Raw genomic sequence first — 19,172 nt, 5'->3', positions numbered from 1 at the left:
TTTACTCGGCGATAGCCGGTTGCGGCGCGAGTACAGCGCGAATGGCCTCTGTGCTGATATCCTCATGCTCCGCGATCACGACCAACCGACCAGCACGCTGTTCATCAGCCTTCCAGGCGCGGTCATATTGATGGCGCACTCGTGCGCCTACTGCCTGCACGAGAAGGCGCATCGGCTTACCCGTGACATTGGCATAGCCTTTGACGCGCAGGATATTCTGTCGATTAGCAAGCTCTTCGATGCGCGAAACCAGTTCCTCTGGGTCCGCCACATCAGGAATGTCGACCACGATGCTTTCGAAATCGTCGTGGTCATGATCATGAGGCGTGTCGTGGTGTGAGGGGCGCGCGTCCATATCGTCTTCAGCGGCGGCCTCAAGGCCAAGGATAATACGAGGGTCGACAACCCCTTCAGCGACTTCGACAACTGGCAGAGGGCGCGGGGCCTCGGCTGCAATGATTTGCTTGGCTGTCGCAACACCATCAGAACCGGCAAGGTCGGGTTTGGTCAGCAGAATGATGTCTGCGCAGGAAATCTGGTCCTCAAAAACCTCGGAAAGTGGCGTTTCGTGATCAATACTGTCATCGGCCTCGCGCTGCGCATCGACTGCTGCCACGTTGGGCGCAAAACGACCGGCGGCGACAGCCTCGGCATCGGCCAGGGCGATCACGCCATCGACAGTGATCTTAGAGCGGATGTCGGGCCAATCGAACGCCTTGAGCAGCGGTTTGGGCAGGGCAAGGCCTGAGGTTTCGATCAGGATATGCTCCGGCCGCGGGTCAAGCGCCATCAGCGCTTCGATTGTTGGAATGAAATCATCGGCGACGGTGCAACAGATGCAGCCATTGGCCAATTCCATGATGTTCTCCGCCGGGCAGTCGGGGATCGCACACCCTTTCAGAATCTCACCATCAACACCGACATCACCGAACTCGTTAACCACAACGGCCAGTCGCTTGCCACCAGGGTTTTGCATCAGATGCGAGATCAGGGTGGTCTTACCCGAGCCCAGGAACCCCGTGATGACAGTCACGGGGAGTTTTTCAAGATCAGCCATTTTCGTTCTCCAGCGGCGGAATGCGCGCGATACAGTTGCGTTTAAAATGTTCCGGTCGGACGCGCCACGGGATCAGACCGTCTGTGGTGTCATGGTAAAGCGCAGCACCCTCAATCAGAATGTCCAGATGCGACGTCTCATGAAGATTTCCGTATACATATGTCCAGCGTTTTGGTCCGCCACGCAGCGCGACAGAGCATCCATGATCGCAGTTTTGTAGGCATTCGACCCCCCGCAGGGCCACACCCTCGGGCATGGTTTTTGCTGACAAATCGTCAAACAGCCTTTGCCCCGGGCGCTCACCATCTTCGGTGACCTCGCTGCCACGCAGGCATTTCACACAGACAAGAAGCTCGGTCATCTGAGGTGGGCTATTGCTCATGTCTTTGCCACCAGACATTCACTGTTGATGCGGACGCTTTTTTCAAAGCTGAATTCATATCATTCTCCTCCGGGGCACCCCGCCCGGGTTGGTGTTGCGGTACTGGATGGCAGGTCTCCTGGCTTGCGGGTCGGCGCGTGCCTGCGCCTTCCCGACCAGTGTGGTCAGTGGCGTGGGGCAGGATCGCTCGCCGCTTACAGTTGCGGGGGCAGCCACGGAATTGGCAATGAAATCACCGCACCGCGTTCCCTTTTTCAGCCCGAATATTACTCCGGACAACCATCAGATGGGACATTGCTCAGACGCGGTCGCGCTTGTCAATCACGGACATCTTGGCGAACGCGCATTGACGACACCTGCATGCAGTGCAAATTCTGGGCTTGAACCGATGCCCGGAGGAAAGCTCATGGACGATACCACTGCCCGCCACAATGAAAAGATGCGCAAAATCAAGGCTGCACGCGACAAGATGATGGAAACTAAGACCGAAGAAAAAGGTCTGATTCTTGTTCATACCGGGACGGGTAAGGGTAAATCCTCTGCCGGTTTCGGGATGATAATGCGTTGTATTTCGCATCAGATGCCCTGTGCTGTGGTGCAATTCATCAAAGGTAACTGGGACACGGGCGAGAAAACGTTCCTGCGTGAGCGATTCGCCGATGAGTGCCGTTTCTTCGTCTCGGGTGAAGGTTTCACTTGGGAGACTCAGGATCGCGAACGTGACATAGCCGCTGCGCAGAACGGATGGCGCATTGCGCAAGAGCAAATTCTTGATCCTGAGATTCAGTTCGTTCTTCTGGATGAGATCAATATCGCCTTGCGCTACGATTATCTTGATATTGACGAGGTGGTTGATTTTCTGCTGAACCAAAAGCCGCAAATGACCCATGTATGTTTGACTGGTCGCAACGCAAAACCTGAATTGATCGAGGCTGCCGATTTGGTGACTGAAATGAACTTAGTGAAACACCCATTCCGTGACGGTGTAAAAGCTCAAAAAGGTGTGGAATTTTAGAGCGCCATCCAAGTTCAGCGTTCTGGGCTGCGCACGGAAAATCCGATCTAGGTTGGAATCGAGAGAAAATCGCCAACGCATAGGTCCTGTTTAAAGGATCTCTCTTGCCTAAATATGGTCTCATTTCTTCGTTATCAAATTCCTGTACCGGGCAATGACCCGCGTTGTGTAAGTAAAAAGTGGAGTTTGTTTGTAATGAGTAGCGCCTGTAGCTGCCCCGTCTCGATACCGAACTCGTTTCGGTCTGTGCCCGGCGAACCCAACCTCGCCGGGCACGAAACCCTTGACGATTTCGTTCGAATGATCGCGATACGAGAAGGTGCCAAACCTAAACGCGACCGTCTGCCCGAACTCGCGCCTGTCCATGCAGATCAAGTATCCCAGCCGTCATTGCTGAGACGTTTCACACGGTCACTATTTTGCGTATAAAATAGGCAACCATCCCTTTTTGCCAGACGATGGGATGTCAGGTCGAACGCCAATTTGCCGTAGAAACACATAAAAGTAGCTTAAAACGTCAAGCGAATGAGGAGCGCGGCCTGCGCGCTCCTCTTGAGTGTTGGTTGAGCTATTAAGCCAGGTCGAAGTTGAACGAGAAGTTAAACGACACCTGGAAATCAAACTCGTCGGCTGACCAATCGTCGCAAGTAAATTCCATGTCGTCCTGACCCATTTCATCGTCGCCCTCAGTATTGTCTGCCACCATCGGCATCTCGTCATCCATTTCGATGGTTTCACAATCGTTGGAAGCGATGAAGTCGAAACTGTCGAAGATGTCGTTGAGCATGTCACCAAGGTCAGCGAGGAATTGTTCGACATCAAATTTTTCGTCACCCGGCCCTTCGGCCACCGGCGGCTCTTCTTCCTCAGGTGCTTCTTGGTCGGGCCCTTCTGCGATAGGCGGTTCTTCCTCTTCTGGTGTTTCTTCGTCGGGGCCTTCGGCTACCGGTGGTTCTTCCTCGTCCGGAATTTCTTGATCAGGACCCTCGGCAACTGGTGGTTCTTCTTCATCTGGCGTTTCTTCATCGGGTCCCTCGGCTACCGGTGGTTCTTCCTCATCCGGTGTTTCCTCGTCGGGGCCTTCGGCCACCGGTGGTTCCTCCTCGTCTGGGATTTCATTATCCGGACCCTCGGCAATTGGTGGCTCTTCTTCATCGGGGATTTCATCGGTTGGACCGTCGGTTACAGGTGGTTCTTCCTCGTCCGGGTCATCGATTACAGCGTCAGTCGCGCCAAAATTCTGGGTGATCATCACGCTGTCGAAGTTCTCAAAATCTCCGTTTTCGATCCCGATACCAATCTCTTCGTATTCGGGATTGAGGATGTTGGCGCGGTGACCGGGGCTGTTCATCAAGCTCTGGTGGATATCGCGCACGTCATCTTCAAGACCGGGCTCGCCACGTTCGCTTTGCCATCCGATATTTTCACCCCATGTCCAGTTGCCTTCAAGCTCATAACCGGCATTAACGATCCGGTCGCCGGCGGATGATCCGTTCTGCCCAGTATGCGAGAACGTGTCTGTATCCAGCATCCAGCTGCTGTGATCTTCGCTGGCATCGTTCAGTGTGTTGTTGAAAGTCAGGGGGGCAAGGTTAGCATTGGTTCTTTCCTGATTGATCAGGTTCAGCATCAGCTGTTCCAGTTCATTTGCCTGTGACATATTCGGGTCCTTTCTGGCGGCACGATAGCCGCTGATTTGGTGCAACGGTTACCACCGATGCAAAGACAAAGAATTCCCCGGCCCGACCGCACAAGAGCGGTCAGGAGAAACCGCCTGGAGTTCCAGAGCGGTCTGCCGGAAAGGTTTGCGTTATGCAGAGCCGGGCGTTGTGAGTTGGGAGTGCCCGGATGCAAGGCGGACGCTATGAAGTGCACAAAAAAGCAGCAATGGCGGGCAGAAAGGCGCCGAAAATAAAGCGCGAATCTGCTGGATATCAAAAAAGCGTCGGCAAAATTTCGATTGGCATGTTTTAGCGCAGGACGTGCTTTCACATTATGTGAAACGCCCGGATATTGATGGCCCTAGCGACGCGCTTCCCAACTGCTGGACGCGAATTGGCGCGTATAAAATTCACCCATAAGGCCAATGACAATCAAGATGACACCGATGATGATCGGATATTCCACGTTCGTGTAGCGTGGGAAGTAGTTTCCAAAGACAAATCCTCGGCACTGGTCGATAATGTGAAAAAGCGGATTCCAATCGAACAGCGACACCATGAAAGTCGGCAGTGTATTGACCACAAAAAGCTTGCCCGATGCGATCATGTTAGCGCGCTGATACACGGTTTTGAATATGGACACGAACGCCGGAAACCAAGGTCGGATGGCCATAAGTACAAGACCAACTGCAACACCCGTGAACCATGCAAGCAGCAACATCCCGAACGCGCCAACCGGATCAGCGATTTCAAACGGAGTGAATCCCACATGATAGACAAATAGGATCAGCGTAAGCGACATGACTTGGATATAAAGCGCGCTGAGCGCAGAACCGGCAATCGAAATAATTGTGTTCATGGGCGCGTGCTGCATCATGGGTGATGACGGGCCATCCGCCCCAAGAATCGCGCTGAGGGCTTTAATATGGGTAAGGTATAGAAAAATTCCGGATAGCATATAGAGCAAGAAATCACCCCGGAGCTTCGCCCCTTTCAGCCCAAGAACCATGAACATGAGATAGAAAGCCGCGACAAATATCACCGCCGTCAGCATATTACTCGCCAAAGCCCATAGTGCATTGCCATGACCCTTGCGTACATCGCGTACGGCCGAGTGGTAGATCAATTCGGCGATTGAGGCCGCCGAGTGAAGTTTCGATCTTGGCTTAACGTGGTGAAACATGGCCCCTTGCCTGTGGCTGCATGTTGATTTCTTGCACGGATTTCTTGCTGTCCCGTTAGCGGCGTACCATAAGGGGCATCGAATAAACTATCAACACGCGGGACAGACTGCGAATTCAGGAGTGGCGATTTGGACTACGAAAAACTTGTCAAAGTGATGCGGGAACTGGCACTGGAAGCCGGGGACAAGATCATGGAAATCTATAATGCAGATGATTTCGACGTAAAGGTGAAGTCCGATGACAGCCCCGTCACCGAAGCGGATGAGGCGGCAGATGCGTTGATCTCGGATGGGCTGCGCCAGGCATTTCCGGATGTCTTGCTGATCACCGAAGAACAATCAGCCTCCCACGAACAGAATGCCGATACGTTCCTGATCGTCGACCCACTGGATGGCACAAAGGAATTCATCCACCGGCGCGGCGATTTCACCGTTAATATCGCGTATGTGGAAAATGGTGTGCCAACCCGGGGTGTTGTGTACGCCCCGGCCAAGGAACGGATGTTCTTTACCCAAGCTGACGGCAGATCAATCGAAGAGGTCGGACCGTTTGAGCGCGGCACCATCGGGCAGCAAAATCCGATCAGTGTCTCCGATCCGGACAATGGCGCACTTATGGTCGTCGCCAGTAAATCTCATCGTGATCAGGCCACGGACGATTACATTAACAAATACGCCGTCAAGGATATGAAGAGCGCGGGTTCGTCGCTTAAATTCTGCCTTATCGCCACCGGCGAGGCGGATATTTACCCACGCGTCGGCCGCACGATGGAATGGGATACTGCCGCAGGCCATGCTGTGTTGCACGGTGCAGGCGGCAAAGTGGTGCGGTTCGATGATCACAGCCCGCTTGTCTATGGCAAGGAAGGCTATGCCAACCCGTTCTTCATCGCCTATGCACCCGCGGTTGAGCTCAAGGGCGCGTAATGAGCGTTCTGGTCGCCATTCCCGCTCGATATGCCTCAACCCGCTATCCAGGAAAGCCGTTGGTTTCTTTGACTGGCGCTTCTGGTGATAGGAAGTCGCTGATCCAACGATCATGGGAAGCCGCCTGTCAGGCTGAAGGCGTTGACCGGGTGGTGGTAGCGACTGACGATGATCGCATACGCGAAGCCTCGGAAACCTTTGGCGCAGAAGTGGTGATGACGTCGGAAAGCTGTGGCAATGGAACAGAACGCTGTGCTGAAGCGTTGGAAAACCTGGGCGGGGGGTATGACATCGTTGTTAATCTTCAGGGTGATGCGCCATTGACTCCTCATTGGTTTGTCGAGGAGTTGGTGGCAGGCCTCAAGGGCGACCCCAAGGCACAGGTTGCAACGCCGGTATTGCGGTGTGACGGTCGTGCGCTGAACGGATTTCTTGAGGATCGATCCAATGGTCGTGTTGGTGGAACGACAGCCGTATTTGGACATGACCGCCATGCGCTTTATTTCTCGAAAGAAGTAGTGCCTTTCACCGGGAATTCTTATGAGGATGATGATAAAACACCGGTCTTTCACCATGTTGGCGTTTATGCTTACCGCCCCGCTGCGCTGAAAGATTATCGTGAATGGAATCCCGGACCGATCGAAACCTTGGAAGGACTTGAGCAGCTGAGGTTTCTGGAGAATGGTCGTTCGGTCTTGTGTGTGGAAGTCGACGCTCGCGGTCGGCAGTTCTGGGAGTTGAACAATCCAGAAGACGTACCTCGCATCGAAGCGATGATGAAAGAAATGGAGATGCCATAAGTGAAAATGTTACCTCCATTTGATATCATAGCGCTCAATTCATCTTTTCATTCCAAATCTGGGCGCGTAGAGACAAAAAATGTCCCATTTCCCCCCTAATATTCACACATATATTGGTTTTGTGATGTATGATAATGCAACACTAAGTGCATTGAGGAGCAGGCAATGCGTAAGAAGGTGACCAAAGCAATTTTTCCAGTGGCAGGGTTAGGAACGCGTTTCCTGCCCGCTACGAAATCTGTGCCGAAAGAGATCATGACTCTGGTCGATCGCCCATTGGTACAGTACGCGATTGATGAGGCGCGGGCAGCTGGCATCAAAGAATTCATTTTTGTTACTTCACGCGGTAAAGGCGCGCTCGAAGATTACTTCGATACCGCCCCCCAGCTTGAACAAGAATTGCGCCGCAAGGGTAAGGATGAACTTCTCGAGATTCTGAAGACCACAAATATGGACAGTGGTGAGATCGCATACATGCGCCAACACAAGCCGCTTGGTTTGGGCCATGCTGTCTGGTGTGCGCGTCGTCTTATCGCGAACGAACCCTTTGCCGTGATCCTCCCTGATGATGTGATCGCAGCTGACAAGCCCTGTCTGGCGCAGATGGTCGAAGCGTTTGAAGAGACCCAGAGCAATATCGTGGCAGCGATGGAAGTGCCGGAAGATAAGGCATCATCCTACGGTATTCTGGACATCAAAGAAGATAGGGGATCAATCGTGTCAACCAAGGGGATGGTGGAGAAGCCTGAAGCAGGCACAGCTCCCTCCAACTTGGCTGTAATCGGTCGGTATATCCTGACACCAACCGTTCTGCAGAAGCTGAACAAGAAGCGCACGGGTGCCGGTGGTGAAATTCAATTGACCGACGCCATTGCCGATGCGCGTGAAGATGGTGAAGAGGTTTATGGATATCGCTTCAAAGGGCAACGTTTTGATTGCGGGTCGAAGGCCGGCTTCCTGCAAGCAACGGTTGCATTTGCACTTGCGCGCGATGAATTGCGTGATGATCTTTGGGCCTATCTGAACGATACAGTGCATTCGGAAAAAGCCGCGCAATAATATCCTGGGAGGCAGGTGTTGAGTAATGTTCTTGTAACCGGTGGAGCCGGATATATTGGCTCACATGCCTGCAAAGTTCTTAAAGCCGCCGGATATACACCTGTTACCTACGACAATCTGAGCACTGGATGGGAAGAGGCCGTGAAATTCGGCCCCTTCGAAAAGGGCGACCTGAACGATCGAAAGCGTTTGGATCAGATTTTCGCCGCCTACCAGCCTGTCGCGATCGTGCATTTCGCCGCTCTAAGCCAAGTGGGTGAGAGCATCCGCGAGCCAGGGCTATATTGGCACAACAATGTCTCAGGCTCGTTGAACCTCTTTCAGGCGGCGGTGCAGGCGGGATGCCTGAGCATCGTCTTCTCGTCGACCTGCGCGACCTATGGTGATCAAGATAATGTGGTGCTGGACGAAGAGAGCGAGCAACATCCGATAAACGCATACGGGGCCAGCAAACGCGCTATCGAAGATATTCTAAAGGATTTTGAGACCGCTTACGGTCTGCGCCACGTCATTTTTCGCTACTTTAACGTAGCGGGGGCTGATCCCGACGCTGAGGTCGGGGAGTTTCATCAACCTGAAACCCATCTGGTGCCACTGATGTTGGATGCAGTGGATGGCCGGCGTGACGCGCTGACAATTTTTGGCACCGATTATGATACGCCCGATGGCACTTGCATCCGCGATTACGTACATGTGATGGATTTAGTTGATGCCCACGTCCTTGGACTGAAATGGCTGGAAGAAGGCAAAAAAAGCCGGGTGTTCAATCTTGGCACCGGTAGCGGATTTTCGGTGCGGGAAGTCATTGATCAATCCGGCGCTGTCACCAACAGACACGTCCCCGTTGTCGAAGGTCCACGCAGGCCAGGGGACTGCACAAAATTAGTATCCGGCTCGACCCGGGCCGAAACTGAATTGGGCTGGATGCCCAAAAGATCGAGCATGAATCGGATGATCGCCGATGCGTGGCGCTGGCATCAAACTGGACATTATAACAAATAGCGCCGATTCTGTCGGCGAGGTGACACGACACAGGCGTAGAACCATATGAAACGGGCAAAGGAGCTGTCATTCGCCTACCGTCTCCGTTGGAAACGGCGGCGACTATTGTTTCGGGCCTTGAGAAAACGCCGCCAGCTTACGCCGGTCATCGACCGAACCACACAAATTCACGCCCAGGATATTCTCGCGGCGGTGACAGTGCGCAACGAATTTCTGCGCCTGCCCTATTTCTTGGACCACCACAGAAAGCTTGGCATCAGACATTTTCTGATTGTGGATAATGGCAGCGACGACGGAACACATGATTATCTTGCAGCACAGCCAGATGTTTCGCTTTGGTCAACGACGCATAGTTACAGATTATCGAGATTTGGTGTCGATTGGTTGACCTGGTTGCAGCTGCGATATGCCCATGGTCATTGGTGCCTGACCCTGGATGCTGATGAGATCTTTATCTATCCGCATCATGACACACGCCCCTTAACTGCGCTGGTCGAATGGTTGGAGCAAAACGATCGCAGGTCTTTTGGCGCTTTGATGCTGGATATGTATCCCAAAGGCCCGCTGAGCAGACAGCAATACAGTTCCGGTGACGATCCGTTTCAAATGCTGTGCTGGTTTGATGGCGGGAACTATATGATTACGCGCAAAAAGGACCTGCAAAACCTATGGATACAAGGGGGGGTTCGTGCCCGCTGTTTTTTTGCCGACCAACCACGACAGTCGCCTACAATGGGCAAAATGCCACTGGTGAAATGGAACCGTCGTTTTGCTTATGTCAGTTCTACCCATTCTTTACTGCCCAGAGAATTGAACCATGTGTATGACGACCAAGGCGGTGAACTCACTTCGGGCGTGCTGCTACACTCCAAATTTCTTCCGACCGTTCTGGAAAGATCAGCCGAAGAAAAGCGACGGCGCGAACATTTCGCCAATAGCTCGCTCTACGATGACTATTATGACAGCCTGACCAGTGATCCGGATTTGTGGTGCGAAAGATCAACAAAGCTAATCAGTTGGCGGCAGTTGGAGGCGATGGGATTGATGTCGAAAGGAAACTGGCTATGAACTGGTTGGACGTTAAGGTCCGGGGGGACATCGTGGAGCAACACCGTACCGGTCAAGATTGCAGGCCAGTGGTATTTCAAGCCGCACAAGGTTTGGTTAATCGTGTTTGGTTAAAGATTGAACTGAATGCTTGGCATGAAACGGAAAGGTAACGCTTGAGCCTGTGGCAATCATATCGCATGCGACTTCGCAGGAAACGGGTCAAAATCCGAGCGTTTCGCAAGCATTTCTCGCTCAGGCCTGTCACTGATCGCACGGGCGCGATCAAAGCGGGAGATATCCTGCTTTTCTGCACCTTTCGGGACGAGATGGTGCGTCTACCTTTTTTCATGCAATATTATCGCGATCTGGGCGTCTCGCATTTCCTGATGGTGGATAACGGCAGTGAAGATGGTGGGCGCGAGTATCTGGCAGGGCAAAACGATGTGTCGCTTTGGACAACACGTGCCAGCTACAAAGGGGCACGATTTGGCGTAGATTGGCTGAACTGGCTTCAGCATAAATATGCCCATGGTCATTGGAGCCTTGTCGTGGATCCGGATGAGCTGTTTGTCTATCCGTTCTGCGATACCCGGCCGATCCGAGCATTGACCGATTGGCTGGATGTGAGCCAAGTGCGGTCATTCGGGGCAATGCTGCTGGATATGTATCCCAAAGGTCGAATTGACGCTGTGCCCTATAAAAAGGGCCAGAACCCTATCGAAATTGCGAACTGGTTCGATCCGGGTAACTATACGATCGAAAAGAACAAATTCTACGGCAACCTCTGGATTCAAGGTGGGCCCAGAGCACGGGTTTTCTTTCCAGATGTGCCGAAAAAAGCCCCTGCCTTAAACAAGATACCGCTGGTCAAATGGAACCGACGCTACGCTTATGTCAGTTCAACTCACATGTTGCTGCCGCGTGGTCTGAATCTGGTCTATGATGAATGGGGTGGGGAACAAGCAAGCGGCGTATTGCTGCATGCGAAATTCATCGACACTTTTACCGCTAAAGCTGATGAGGAATTGAAGCGTAAACAGCACTATGCTGCCAGTGTGGAATATAAGGCTTACGCCGAGAGTGTCAGCCAGAATCCAGAGCTTTGGTGCAAATGGTCGGAAAAGTATATAAACTGGCGCCAATTGGAGATCCTCGGACTGATGTCAAAGGGGAACTGGGCATGAGGAAAGGGCAGCCAGGGTGAGTGTTGGGATCGTCATGTTGGTCCACACGGCCTTTGACCGCGCCGAACAGCTGGTGCGGCATTGGTCGGCAGCGGGCTGCCCTCTGGTGATCCACGCTGACAAATCTGTTTCACGTAAAGAATACAGCGACTTCGTCAAGGCACTGTCCTATGTGCCCGATGTTCGCTTTAGCAAGCGTCATCGTTGTGAGTGGGGTACTTGGGGATTGGTTGCGGCCACCCAAAGCGCATCGCAGATGATGTTGGACGAGTTTCCGGATGTGCGACACGTCTATCTGGCATCTGGCTCCTGTCTCCCTCTGAGGCCGGTACAGGAGCTTCTGGATTATCTTGAGGAACGACCGCGCACGGACTTTATTGAATCGGCCACTACAGCGGATGTGCCTTGGACAATCGGTGGGTTGGATCAAGAGCGGTTTACCATGCGTTTTCCGTTTTCCTGGCGCAAGAACAAGTTCCTGTTCGACCGCTACGTGGCTCTGCAACGCTTTGTCGGCTTTAAGCGCAAAATTCCCAGTGGGATTGTCCCGCATATGGGCAGCCAGTGGTGGTGCCTGACACGGCAAACGTTATCAGCCATCTTGCAAGATCCTGAACGCGAAACCTATGATAGATATTTCAGCAAGGTTTGGATTCCCGATGAAAGCTATTTCCAGACGCTGGCACGGCTTTACTCCCGCCAAATCGAAAGCAGGTCTCTGACACTTTCGAAGTTCGACTACCAAGGTAAGCCGCACATTTTTTACGACGATCATTTGCAATTGCTGCGACGCTCGGATTGTTTCGTTGCCCGCAAGATCTGGCCCTTTGCCGATCGATTGTATGAGGCCTTTCTGACCGATCCATCGGGGGCGATGAAAAGAACTGAACCCAACCCCGGCAAGATTGACCGGATTTTTGCAAAAGCGGTTGAACGCCGTACACGCGGTCGGGCCGGGCTTTATATGCAAAGCCGCTTTCCAGTGGAAACTCGCGAAAACGGCCTGACTTGCGGGCAGTATTCGGTTTTTGAAGGTTTTAGTGACCTTTTTGAGAATTTTGAACCCTGGTTGGCAAGAGCAACCAATGTGCGCGTGCATGGACATCTTTTTGCGCCGGAGCGGGCTGAGTATTCAGAAGGCCAGACTGTCATGAACGGCGCGCTTAGCGACAGCGCGATCCTGCGTGATTACAATCCACGGGCGTTTCTGGCCAATCTGATCTGGAATACACGCGGCGAACGTCAATGTTTCCAGTTTGGTCCGCGAGACAATCAATATATTGAATGGGACATTGCAAAGGATCCGAATGCACAAGTCTCGGTGATTACGGGTGCCTGGGCGGTGCCGTTGTTCCAGTCCAATCGCAATTTTTCTGACATCCGGCGCGAAGCGGCGCTGCTGCAACAGATCGAAAGTAAACATTTGGAAACGCTGCGGTCGTCATGGGCAAAGGCGCGAATTCGTATCTGGACAATGGCGGAATTTATCGAGGCTCCAATGGAACCCCTTCAGACCATTATCGACGAAATTGGCCAACAAAATATGCGCGGTCTGGCGGAAGTGCCTAAAATGGCTGATTTGAGCGGCTTTGGCCAGTTTTTGCAAAACCTGAAGAATCAGGGAATGCATCCCTATCTGATGGGTGACTTCCCAGTTGCACACGATCTGCACGAGCCGCAGCAAAGCAAACGTAAACCATATCTGGTGCGATAAAGCCTGATGCAAGACCGGTTCGATTATTTCGTTGTTTTTGCAGAGATGCGAACGGGGTCAAATTTCCTCGAAGCGAATCTAAACCGGTTTTCCTGTTTCGAATGTTACGGAGAAGCCTTCAACCCGCATTTCATTTGCTACCCAAACAAATCTGAAATCGCTGGTATGACACAGGCGATGCGTGACGCTGATCCGAAACGACTGATCAATACGATCAAAGAGAAATCTGGTGGTTTGGGGGGGTTTCGGTTTTTTCATGATCACGATCCCCGAGCTTTGGATATCTGCCTCGAAGATCCGCGTTGCGCCAAAATAATTCTGACAAGAAATCCGCTAGACAGCTACGTGTCTTGGAAAATCGCGCAGGCGACGGGTCAATGGAAGCTCACCAACGTTAAACGGCGTAAAGACAGTAAAGTCCGCTTTGACAGCCCAGAATTTGGTCAACACGTCTCACAGTTGCAGGAATTTCAAATTCAGATTCAGAACCGAATGCAGATCACTGGGCAGACAGCGTTCTATCTGGCGTACGAAGATTTGCAGAATGTCGATATCATCAACGGTTTGGCACGTTTTCTAGGGGCTGAAGAGCAACTTGAAAAGCTTGATAGTTCGCTGAAAAAGCAAAACCCGAAACCTTTGGAAAGCAAGGTTTCGAATTTTGACGAGATGGAGCAAGCCCTGTCTGGGCTGGATTTTTTTAATCTCGCGCGCACGCCGAATTTCGAACCCCGCCGCGGGGCAGCGGTGCCGGGATATTTGACCGGGGCAAAAGCACCGCTGTTGTTCATGCCTATCCGATCAGGTCCGGAAGACGAAGTGCGTTCCTGGCTGGCCGCTTTGGATGGCGTGTCTGAGGACGCACTACCTGCCATGGAAAACCAGAAAGGTTTGCGCCAATGGAAACGACGTGCAGGTTTGCACCGCAGTTTTACTGTGATCCGCCATCCAGTCGCCCGGGCTCATGCAGCGTTTTGCAACAAGGTTCTCAGCAAAAATGATGATGCGTTTGTTGAAATCCGCAAAACGCTCAGGAACTTTCACAAATTGCCCATTCCCTCTGATGAACCCGGCAAGACTTACGACAGGCGCAGTCATCGCCAAGCCTTTGTAGCATTTCTGGAATTCCTTCGAGCCAACTTGGCAGGTCAAACCAATCTGAGAACCGATGCTAACTGGGCTAGTCAGGCTGCAACGATTCAGGGCATGGCGCGGTTTGCGGTGCCCGACATCATTATTCGAGAAGAAGAGATGGATTTCTATCTGCCAATACTGGCGCAACAGGTTGGCTATGCAAATGCGTTGGAACCTTCCAAAGCCAATGCTGATCGCCCAATACCCTTGACCGAGATTTATGACGATGAGATCGAAAGCCTCGTGAAAACGGTCTACCAGCGGGACTATATGATGTTCGGGTTTAGAGCTTGGCAGTGATGCTGGCTCAGGCCGCCTGAACAGCCTGAGATTCAGTCACAATCGTATAAAGTGTCGCTGGATCCTGGTTTGCGCGCAGCTTTGCGCAAATCGAAGCGTCCCGTAGTGTGCGCGATACGAGAGCAAGTGCCTTGAGGTGCTCCACCCCAGCTTCCCGAGGTGCAAAAAGCGCGAACGCCAGATCAATTGGTTGACGGTCTACAGCGTCAAAATCAATCGGGGTGTCCAGTAGAACAAGCGCGCCGACGACTTTATCCAGGCCGTCAATACGGGCATGTGGTAAGGCCACTCCTTTGCCAACGCCTGTTGGGCCAAGGTTTTCGCGCTCATGAAGCGCTTCAACCGTAGCTGATTGGTCGATCCCATACGCATGCTCTGCGATACCGCCGATTTCGTGTAATAGACGTTTTTTACTGGTCGCGGACGAAAGCACACGAACCGCCTCGGGTTTCAGGATTATTGACATTGACATACTTTTTGTCGCTCCGAATGGATCAGAACGACGTTGTCCTGTTCCAAGATTTACGGATCAATCCAGCCGATGTTACCGTCATCGCGACGATACACCACGTTCAATCCATCCTTGCCCTCTTTTCGAAAAACCAAAACAGGAGCCCCGGCCAGTTCCATCTGCATAACCGCTTCACCAACAGAGAGAGAGGGGATGTTCGTCTCCATCTCAGCGACAATGATCGGTTGCAGGCTATCGGGTTCTGATTCTGCTTCTTCGCCTTCCGAAGCGAGGATATAAGAGGACGCTCCGGAGATTTCAACCGGTTCTGACCTATGATTGTGATGATCTTTCAACCTACGCTTGTATCGCCTGAGCTGCTTTTCCATCTTGTCGCAGCAAGAATCAAACGCGGCGTATATCTCATGCGCATGGGCTTTGGCTTGGGCTGTCAGGCCTGTGGAGAGATGGACAACGGATTCGCACACAAACTCGTTGGCGCTTTTTGAGAAGATTACCTGCGCGTCAGTCGGTCGTTCTGCATATTTGGCAACGGCAGAGCCAAGCTCTTCCTGAACATGCACCTGCAGCGCCTCACCGATATCGATCTGTTTTCCACTGATTTGATAGCGCATCTTGTCTCCTTCTTATGACACTTCGGCTGCGGGCAGGGTGAGAAACACCTTGCCTGAATTCAATTCCGAATGCGGTAAAACGACATTTGATCAGCTTGCCCGAATCCCTTCCCACGAAGCGGGAGGAAGTAGAGGGACAATTCGCGATACACAAATGCCATGCTTCAATTGACGCGCTTTTTGGAGTGGATGTCAATGCAGTAAGGGTTAATCGCGGGTGCTTTTTCGCCTCACCGGCAGGCAATCAGGAAATGCGAAAATTATCGCCAAGATAGACACGGCGCACATTTTCATTTTCGACCACTTCGTCTGGCTTTCCAGACATCAGCACCTGACCATCATGCAAAATATAAGCGCGATCAACGATTTCCAAGGTTTCACGTACATTGTGGTCAGTGATCAACACCCCGATACCGCGCTTCTTGAGGTCCGCAACCAGATGCCGGATATCACCGACCGAAATTGGGTCAACACCAGCGAAGGGTTCATCAAGCAGTAAGTATTTTGGGTGTGCCGCAAGGCAGCGGGCAATTTCGACGCGACGCCTTTCGCCACCCGAAAGAGCCAGCGCAGGTGCGCGCCGTAAATGTTCTATCGAAAATTCCGATAGAAGCTCTTCCAGCCGTTCGCGGCGTTTATGCCGTTCTCCGACCGAGATATCGAGAATAGCCATGATGTTATCTTCAACCGACATACCGCGAAAAATCGACATTTCCTGCGGCAGATATCCAATGCCAAGTTTGGCGCGCCGATACATCGGCAGGTTGGTCACGTCACGGCCGTCAATCATTACATGGCCACCCTCGGGATAGACCAAGCCCGCAACGGCATAGAAAGTGGTGGTTTTGCCAGACCCGTTTGGCCCTAAAAGGGCAACAACCTCGCCTTGGTTCAAGCTCAGCGATACATCACGGATGACCAAACGCTTGGAATAGCTTTTGCGAAGGTTCTCGATCTTTAATCCAGAGTTCTCATGCGCAATCTTTAAATCAGGTTTTACCATCTATTCGGACTCGTTCTCAGGCTTTGAATCAGGCTGCAATATAGTTTTGACCCTGCCGACCACACGGGCAGTACCTGCATCGGTATCAATAAATAATTTGTCGCCAGTCAGCGCATGAACGCCCTGAATTAGTAGAACATCACCTTCCATCTCGATCAGGCCGGTCTGAACGTTGTAATCGGCCACACGACCCTCGGCTGCGTCCTCGCCGCTGATCATTGTCACGCCACCGGTCGCATTGAGACTTTCGATTCCGCTTTCGTCTTCGAGGTAAACAACAAGAACCCGGGGTGCCCAAAGGCGCATCTCCCCTTGGCCAACCACAACGTTACCGGTGAAAATCGCAGTGCCGTCATTCTGGTTTACGTTCAGCCTTTCCGAGGTCACTTCGACCGGAAGACTGCTATCGTGGTCACTGTCACCGAATGCCACTTCTGTGCCTTGCGCAAAGGACATTATCGGAGTCAAAAGCACAAAAAACGATAAAAGCAGATACTGCAAACGCTGCACGATAGTTATTCCTTGGTTCGGTCTGGAGTGTATAGCAACTTGACGCCCCGTGTAAAAAGTAAATCTGCCTGCCCGGTTTCGGGATCTGTGGTTAGCAGCATTTTACCTGCTGTAAGGTCACCCAACGGCCCGGTACCGTCGACTTGACCGGGAGTTTCAGCGTAGATTTCATCTAACCTTGTCCAAAGCGTATCGGTGATCATGACGTATCCGATCGAAGAGGTGATATATACGTTACCTTCCAACGTTGCCGTCAAATCTCTTTGATGCATATCGGCATTGTCGGAGATGATATCAATGACGGTGCCCGAGGTCAGATTGATTTGTGACGTGACATCCGTAGCCAGCAGAAGGGCATTATCATCCGGAGATGGGCGAGCCTTGATGGATTGGAAGGCGATCTGATCACCTGTGTCGGTAACGCCAGCGAAATAAGGGTTCGTTGCACCAAGTTCCTGAGCGCGCTGTTGCAAATCAATCTGCGCGACAGGGATTGATTTTGCTGGATCAATTGTGCGCGAGATCAGAAAGAGTGTGGACAAAATTCCAAGTGCAGCCAGCGGCAGGATGATTTTTACCCAGGCTATGACACGAGAATATAGATTGTCCCGAAAAGCCATCAGTGTGCAAAGATATCGATCTCGGGCCAGCCAACAAGGTCAAGCTTGGCACGTGTCGGCAGAAAATCAAAACAGGGCTGCGCCAGATGACTGCGGCCTTCCCGTTCCAGCCTTTTGTTCAACTCTTCCCGCAGTTGATGCAGATGCAATACGTCGGATGCAGCATAGTCCAGTTGTGCGTCGGTCAGTTCAGCCGCTCCCCAATCCGAAGATTGCTGCTGTTTCGATACATCAACATTCAATAACTCTTGCAACAAGTTCTTCAGCCCATGCCGGTCGGTATAAGTGCGGACAAGCTTGCTGGCGATTTTAGTGCAATAGACCGGTGCTGTGAGTGCACCAAACGCGTGATATAACGCCGCGATATCGAACCGCCCGAAATGGAACAGCTTCAGCACGTCGGTATTTTCAAGCATTGCCGCAAGATTGGGCGCTGTAGTTTGACCAATTCCAACCTGTACCAGATGCGCATTGCCGTCCCCGCCTGACATCTGAACCACACACAGTCTGTCACGATGAGGGTTCAGACCCATGGTTTCACAATCAATGGCAACAATAGGCCCCAGATCCAGCCCTTCTGGTAGATCATTCTGATACAGAAAATTTGCCATTTTTGATCCCTTCCTCGCAGGCTCTGGCGACGTCTGCACTATCCTGTAAAGCCTCGTGATCTATTGGCAAGGGCCGGTGGCAAAATTTGGCTATGTAGTGCTCAAGGCGTTTCAGTTGATCGCCGCTTCCTGCATCACCTTGACGATTTCACTTACCCTTTGCGCGTTGTCTCTGGCCTGCGTCCCATCCGAAGCCCAGAGCGAGTTTTCAAATCCAACGCGCAACTTGCCTCCTTCAGAATGGGCTTTTTCCAGGCAAGCGGTCTCGCCCCGTCCAAAAGCACAAATTGCCCAATCAGGGCGCCAGTCAGCCTGTTTCATCCAATCAAGAAAAGGCTGCATGTCATCTGGATGACTGTCACGGTTGGCCGAATACCGCCCCAGAACGAATAAAATTTGCAGACATGTAGAATTGAAAGATGCCTCGGGTATCGTCTTTTTGAGTAACATAAGGTCTGCAACATCGTAGAGAATGACTTGCAACTGGCGTCCTGCTTCTTTGCAGTCATTGAAAAAGCAGCTTGTGGTTTGGGCGTCAGAATCGGCCATCAATTCCCTGATCGACGTGGAAACCAAGCGTGCGCCAGAATTGAGAGCTACTTTCCTTTGGTGTTCAGAGCTGTAAAGACCGACGGCTTCTGTCGTGATCTGCACATCCATATTCGGAACAACGCTCGAAAGCTCGGCAAGCGCTTCCCGGTAAAGGCCAGCATCCAGAATGTGGCGACCATGTTTATCACGCAGATGCAGATGCAGCCCGTCTGCCCCCGCGGCATGGCATTCGCTGGCGGTCGCCAATACCTCGTCAAGTGTGATTGGTATCGCGGGATGATCGGCTTTGCCCAGTCGTGCACCATTGGGCGCAACCATCAGA

Annotated in this window: 21 protein-coding genes and 1 riboswitch; of the genes, 10 read left to right on the top strand and 11 right to left on the bottom strand. The window is 52.2% G+C overall.

Annotation, left to right across the window (positions count from 1 at the left end):
- Position 1: 1 nt before the first annotated feature.
- Both cobW and Q1B27_RS08210 read right to left on the bottom strand, forming a co-directional pair.
- Positions 2-1,057 (bottom strand): cobalamin biosynthesis protein CobW, encoded by a 1,056-nt coding sequence (gene cobW / locus Q1B27_RS08215; protein WP_299846325.1) that lies wholly within the window; start codon positions 1,055-1,057, stop codon positions 2-4.
- Complete coding sequence (locus Q1B27_RS08210; protein ID WP_299846323.1) at positions 1,050-1,439, bottom strand: DUF1636 domain-containing protein; 390 nt, start codon at positions 1,437-1,439, stop codon at positions 1,050-1,052. Before Q1B27_RS08210 ends, cobW begins: the two co-directional genes overlap by 8 nt.
- A 90-nt stretch (positions 1,440-1,529) precedes the next feature.
- Positions 1,530-1,738, bottom strand: a riboswitch (cobalamin riboswitch).
- Between the two features lie 107 nt (positions 1,739-1,845).
- Here Q1B27_RS08210 and cobO point away from each other — a divergent pair.
- The gene (gene cobO, locus Q1B27_RS08205; RefSeq protein ID WP_299846321.1) at positions 1,846-2,454 is read left to right on the top strand and encodes a cob(I)yrinic acid a,c-diamide adenosyltransferase; all 609 of its coding nucleotides are present in this window, start codon (positions 1,846-1,848) and stop codon (positions 2,452-2,454) included.
- Positions 2,455-3,025: 571 nt separating this feature from the next.
- On the opposite strand, the gene Q1B27_RS08200 is transcribed toward cobO, so the two are convergent.
- Positions 3,026-4,114, bottom strand: coding sequence for a CAP domain-containing protein (locus tag Q1B27_RS08200; RefSeq protein WP_299846319.1), 1,089 nt, complete (start codon positions 4,112-4,114; stop codon positions 3,026-3,028).
- A 188-nt stretch (positions 4,115-4,302) separates the two neighbouring features.
- Between Q1B27_RS08200 and Q1B27_RS08195 the strand changes: the two genes are divergently transcribed.
- A complete protein-coding gene (locus Q1B27_RS08195; RefSeq protein WP_299846317.1) occupies positions 4,303-4,428 on the top strand; it encodes a hypothetical protein in 126 nt (41 codons plus the stop codon).
- A 48-nt stretch (positions 4,429-4,476) separates the two neighbouring features.
- Here the strand turns inward: Q1B27_RS08195 and Q1B27_RS08190 are convergent, their stop codons facing one another.
- Entirely contained in the window at positions 4,477-5,298 is an 822-nt protein-coding gene (locus Q1B27_RS08190; RefSeq protein ID WP_299846314.1) for an ABC transporter permease, read from the bottom strand.
- Positions 5,299-5,427: 129 nt separating this feature from the next.
- On the opposite strand from Q1B27_RS08190, the gene cysQ reads away from it, so the two are divergent.
- The 8 genes from cysQ (at position 5,428) to Q1B27_RS08150 (ending at position 14,468) form a co-directional block, all read left to right on the top strand.
- Positions 5,428-6,225 carry a 3'(2'),5'-bisphosphate nucleotidase CysQ gene (cysQ, locus tag Q1B27_RS08185; RefSeq protein ID WP_299846313.1) on the top strand — a complete coding sequence of 266 codons (798 nt, stop codon included), beginning with the start codon at positions 5,428-5,430 and terminating at the stop codon, positions 6,223-6,225.
- Positions 6,225-7,025, top strand: a complete 801-nt coding sequence (locus tag Q1B27_RS08180; protein WP_299846311.1) for a 3-deoxy-manno-octulosonate cytidylyltransferase — start codon at positions 6,225-6,227, stop codon at positions 7,023-7,025. The genes cysQ and Q1B27_RS08180 overlap by 1 nt, the downstream gene beginning before the upstream one ends.
- A gap of 165 nt (positions 7,026-7,190) precedes the next feature.
- On the top strand, positions 7,191-8,084 hold the full coding sequence (gene galU, locus Q1B27_RS08175) for a UTP--glucose-1-phosphate uridylyltransferase GalU (protein ID WP_299846309.1): 894 nt from the start codon (positions 7,191-7,193) through the stop codon (positions 8,082-8,084).
- An 18-nt stretch (positions 8,085-8,102) separates the two neighbouring features.
- Positions 8,103-9,086: a UDP-glucose 4-epimerase GalE gene (galE, locus tag Q1B27_RS08170; protein ID WP_299846307.1), complete on the top strand. Its 984-nt coding sequence runs from the start codon at positions 8,103-8,105 to the stop codon at positions 9,084-9,086.
- Between the two features lie 45 nt (positions 9,087-9,131).
- Positions 9,132-10,154, top strand: a complete 1,023-nt coding sequence (locus tag Q1B27_RS08165) for a glycosyltransferase family 2 protein (RefSeq protein WP_299846304.1) — start codon at positions 9,132-9,134, stop codon at positions 10,152-10,154.
- A 179-nt stretch (positions 10,155-10,333) separates the two neighbouring features.
- Complete coding sequence (locus tag Q1B27_RS08160) at positions 10,334-11,320, top strand: glycosyltransferase family 2 protein (RefSeq protein WP_299846302.1); 987 nt, start codon at positions 10,334-10,336, stop codon at positions 11,318-11,320.
- Positions 11,321-11,336: 16 nt separating this feature from the next.
- Positions 11,337-13,034 (top strand): beta-1,6-N-acetylglucosaminyltransferase, encoded by a 1,698-nt coding sequence (locus Q1B27_RS08155; protein WP_299846300.1) that lies wholly within the window; start codon positions 11,337-11,339, stop codon positions 13,032-13,034.
- Between the two features lie 6 nt (positions 13,035-13,040).
- Complete coding sequence (locus tag Q1B27_RS08150) at positions 13,041-14,468, top strand: sulfotransferase family 2 domain-containing protein (RefSeq protein ID WP_299846298.1); 1,428 nt, start codon at positions 13,041-13,043, stop codon at positions 14,466-14,468.
- Positions 14,469-14,475: 7 nt separating this feature from the next.
- Here the strand turns inward: Q1B27_RS08150 and Q1B27_RS08145 are convergent, their stop codons facing one another.
- From Q1B27_RS08145 to Q1B27_RS08115, 7 genes are all read right to left on the bottom strand, one after another.
- The gene (locus Q1B27_RS08145) at positions 14,476-14,940 is read right to left on the bottom strand and encodes a PTS sugar transporter subunit IIA (protein ID WP_299846296.1); all 465 of its coding nucleotides are present in this window, start codon (positions 14,938-14,940) and stop codon (positions 14,476-14,478) included.
- A 50-nt stretch (positions 14,941-14,990) separates the two neighbouring features.
- Positions 14,991-15,554 carry a ribosome-associated translation inhibitor RaiA gene (gene raiA, locus Q1B27_RS08140; protein WP_299846294.1) on the bottom strand — a complete coding sequence of 188 codons (564 nt, stop codon included), beginning with the start codon at positions 15,552-15,554 and terminating at the stop codon, positions 14,991-14,993.
- Between the two features lie 244 nt (positions 15,555-15,798).
- Positions 15,799-16,557, bottom strand: coding sequence for an LPS export ABC transporter ATP-binding protein (gene lptB / locus Q1B27_RS08135; RefSeq protein WP_299846292.1), 759 nt, complete (start codon positions 16,555-16,557; stop codon positions 15,799-15,801).
- Complete coding sequence (locus Q1B27_RS08130; RefSeq protein ID WP_299846290.1) at positions 16,558-17,013, bottom strand: LptA/OstA family protein; 456 nt, start codon at positions 17,011-17,013, stop codon at positions 16,558-16,560.
- Between the two features lie 59 nt (positions 17,014-17,072).
- On the bottom strand, positions 17,073-17,687 hold the full coding sequence (gene lptC / locus Q1B27_RS08125) for an LPS export ABC transporter periplasmic protein LptC (RefSeq protein WP_299846288.1): 615 nt from the start codon (positions 17,685-17,687) through the stop codon (positions 17,073-17,075).
- Entirely contained in the window at positions 17,687-18,298 is a 612-nt protein-coding gene (locus Q1B27_RS08120; RefSeq protein WP_299846287.1) for a ribonuclease D, read from the bottom strand. Before Q1B27_RS08120 ends, lptC begins: the two co-directional genes overlap by 1 nt.
- Before the next feature lie 111 nt (positions 18,299-18,409).
- The gene (locus Q1B27_RS08115; protein WP_299846833.1) at positions 18,410-19,168 is read right to left on the bottom strand and encodes a 3-keto-5-aminohexanoate cleavage protein; all 759 of its coding nucleotides are present in this window, start codon (positions 19,166-19,168) and stop codon (positions 18,410-18,412) included.
- Positions 19,169-19,172 lie beyond the last annotated feature (4 nt).

It is taken from the genome of uncultured Roseovarius sp., from assembly GCF_947489715.1.
Classification (GTDB): Bacteria; Pseudomonadota; Alphaproteobacteria; order Rhodobacterales; family Rhodobacteraceae; genus Roseovarius.
The sequence above is the reverse complement of the archived record's forward strand: the minus strand, read 5'-3'. Positions and strand labels throughout refer to the sequence as shown.

Coding starts and splice junctions, on each gene's coding strand:
- cobW (WP_299846325.1), bottom strand. CDS start 1,057: ATGGCTGATCTTGAAAAACTCCCCGTGACTGTCATCACGGGGTTCCTG.
- Q1B27_RS08210 (WP_299846323.1), bottom strand. CDS start 1,439: ATGAGCAATAGCCCACCTCAGATGACCGAGCTTCTTGTCTGTGTGAAA.
- cobO (WP_299846321.1), top strand. CDS start 1,846: ATGGACGATACCACTGCCCGCCACAATGAAAAGATGCGCAAAATCAAG.
- Q1B27_RS08200 (WP_299846319.1), bottom strand. CDS start 4,114: ATGTCACAGGCAAATGAACTGGAACAGCTGATGCTGAACCTGATCAAT.
- Q1B27_RS08195 (WP_299846317.1), top strand. CDS start 4,303: ATGCAAGGCGGACGCTATGAAGTGCACAAAAAAGCAGCAATGGCGGGC.
- Q1B27_RS08190 (WP_299846314.1), bottom strand. CDS start 5,298: ATGTTTCACCACGTTAAGCCAAGATCGAAACTTCACTCGGCGGCCTCA.
- Q1B27_RS08180 (WP_299846311.1), top strand. CDS start 6,225: ATGAGCGTTCTGGTCGCCATTCCCGCTCGATATGCCTCAACCCGCTAT.
- galU (WP_299846309.1), top strand. CDS start 7,191: ATGCGTAAGAAGGTGACCAAAGCAATTTTTCCAGTGGCAGGGTTAGGA.
- Q1B27_RS08165 (WP_299846304.1), top strand. CDS start 9,132: ATGAAACGGGCAAAGGAGCTGTCATTCGCCTACCGTCTCCGTTGGAAA.
- Q1B27_RS08160 (WP_299846302.1), top strand. CDS start 10,334: ATGCGACTTCGCAGGAAACGGGTCAAAATCCGAGCGTTTCGCAAGCAT.
- Q1B27_RS08150 (WP_299846298.1), top strand. CDS start 13,041: ATGCAAGACCGGTTCGATTATTTCGTTGTTTTTGCAGAGATGCGAACG.
- Q1B27_RS08145 (WP_299846296.1), bottom strand. CDS start 14,940: ATGTCAATGTCAATAATCCTGAAACCCGAGGCGGTTCGTGTGCTTTCG.
- raiA (WP_299846294.1), bottom strand. CDS start 15,554: ATGCGCTATCAAATCAGTGGAAAACAGATCGATATCGGTGAGGCGCTG.
- lptB (WP_299846292.1), bottom strand. CDS start 16,557: ATGGTAAAACCTGATTTAAAGATTGCGCATGAGAACTCTGGATTAAAG.
- Q1B27_RS08130 (WP_299846290.1), bottom strand. CDS start 17,013: ATGTCCTTTGCGCAAGGCACAGAAGTGGCATTCGGTGACAGTGACCAC.
- lptC (WP_299846288.1), bottom strand. CDS start 17,687: ATGGCTTTTCGGGACAATCTATATTCTCGTGTCATAGCCTGGGTAAAA.
- Q1B27_RS08120 (WP_299846287.1), bottom strand. CDS start 18,298: ATGGCAAATTTTCTGTATCAGAATGATCTACCAGAAGGGCTGGATCTG.
- Q1B27_RS08115 (WP_299846833.1), bottom strand. CDS start 19,168: ATGGTTGCGCCCAATGGTGCACGACTGGGCAAAGCCGATCATCCCGCG.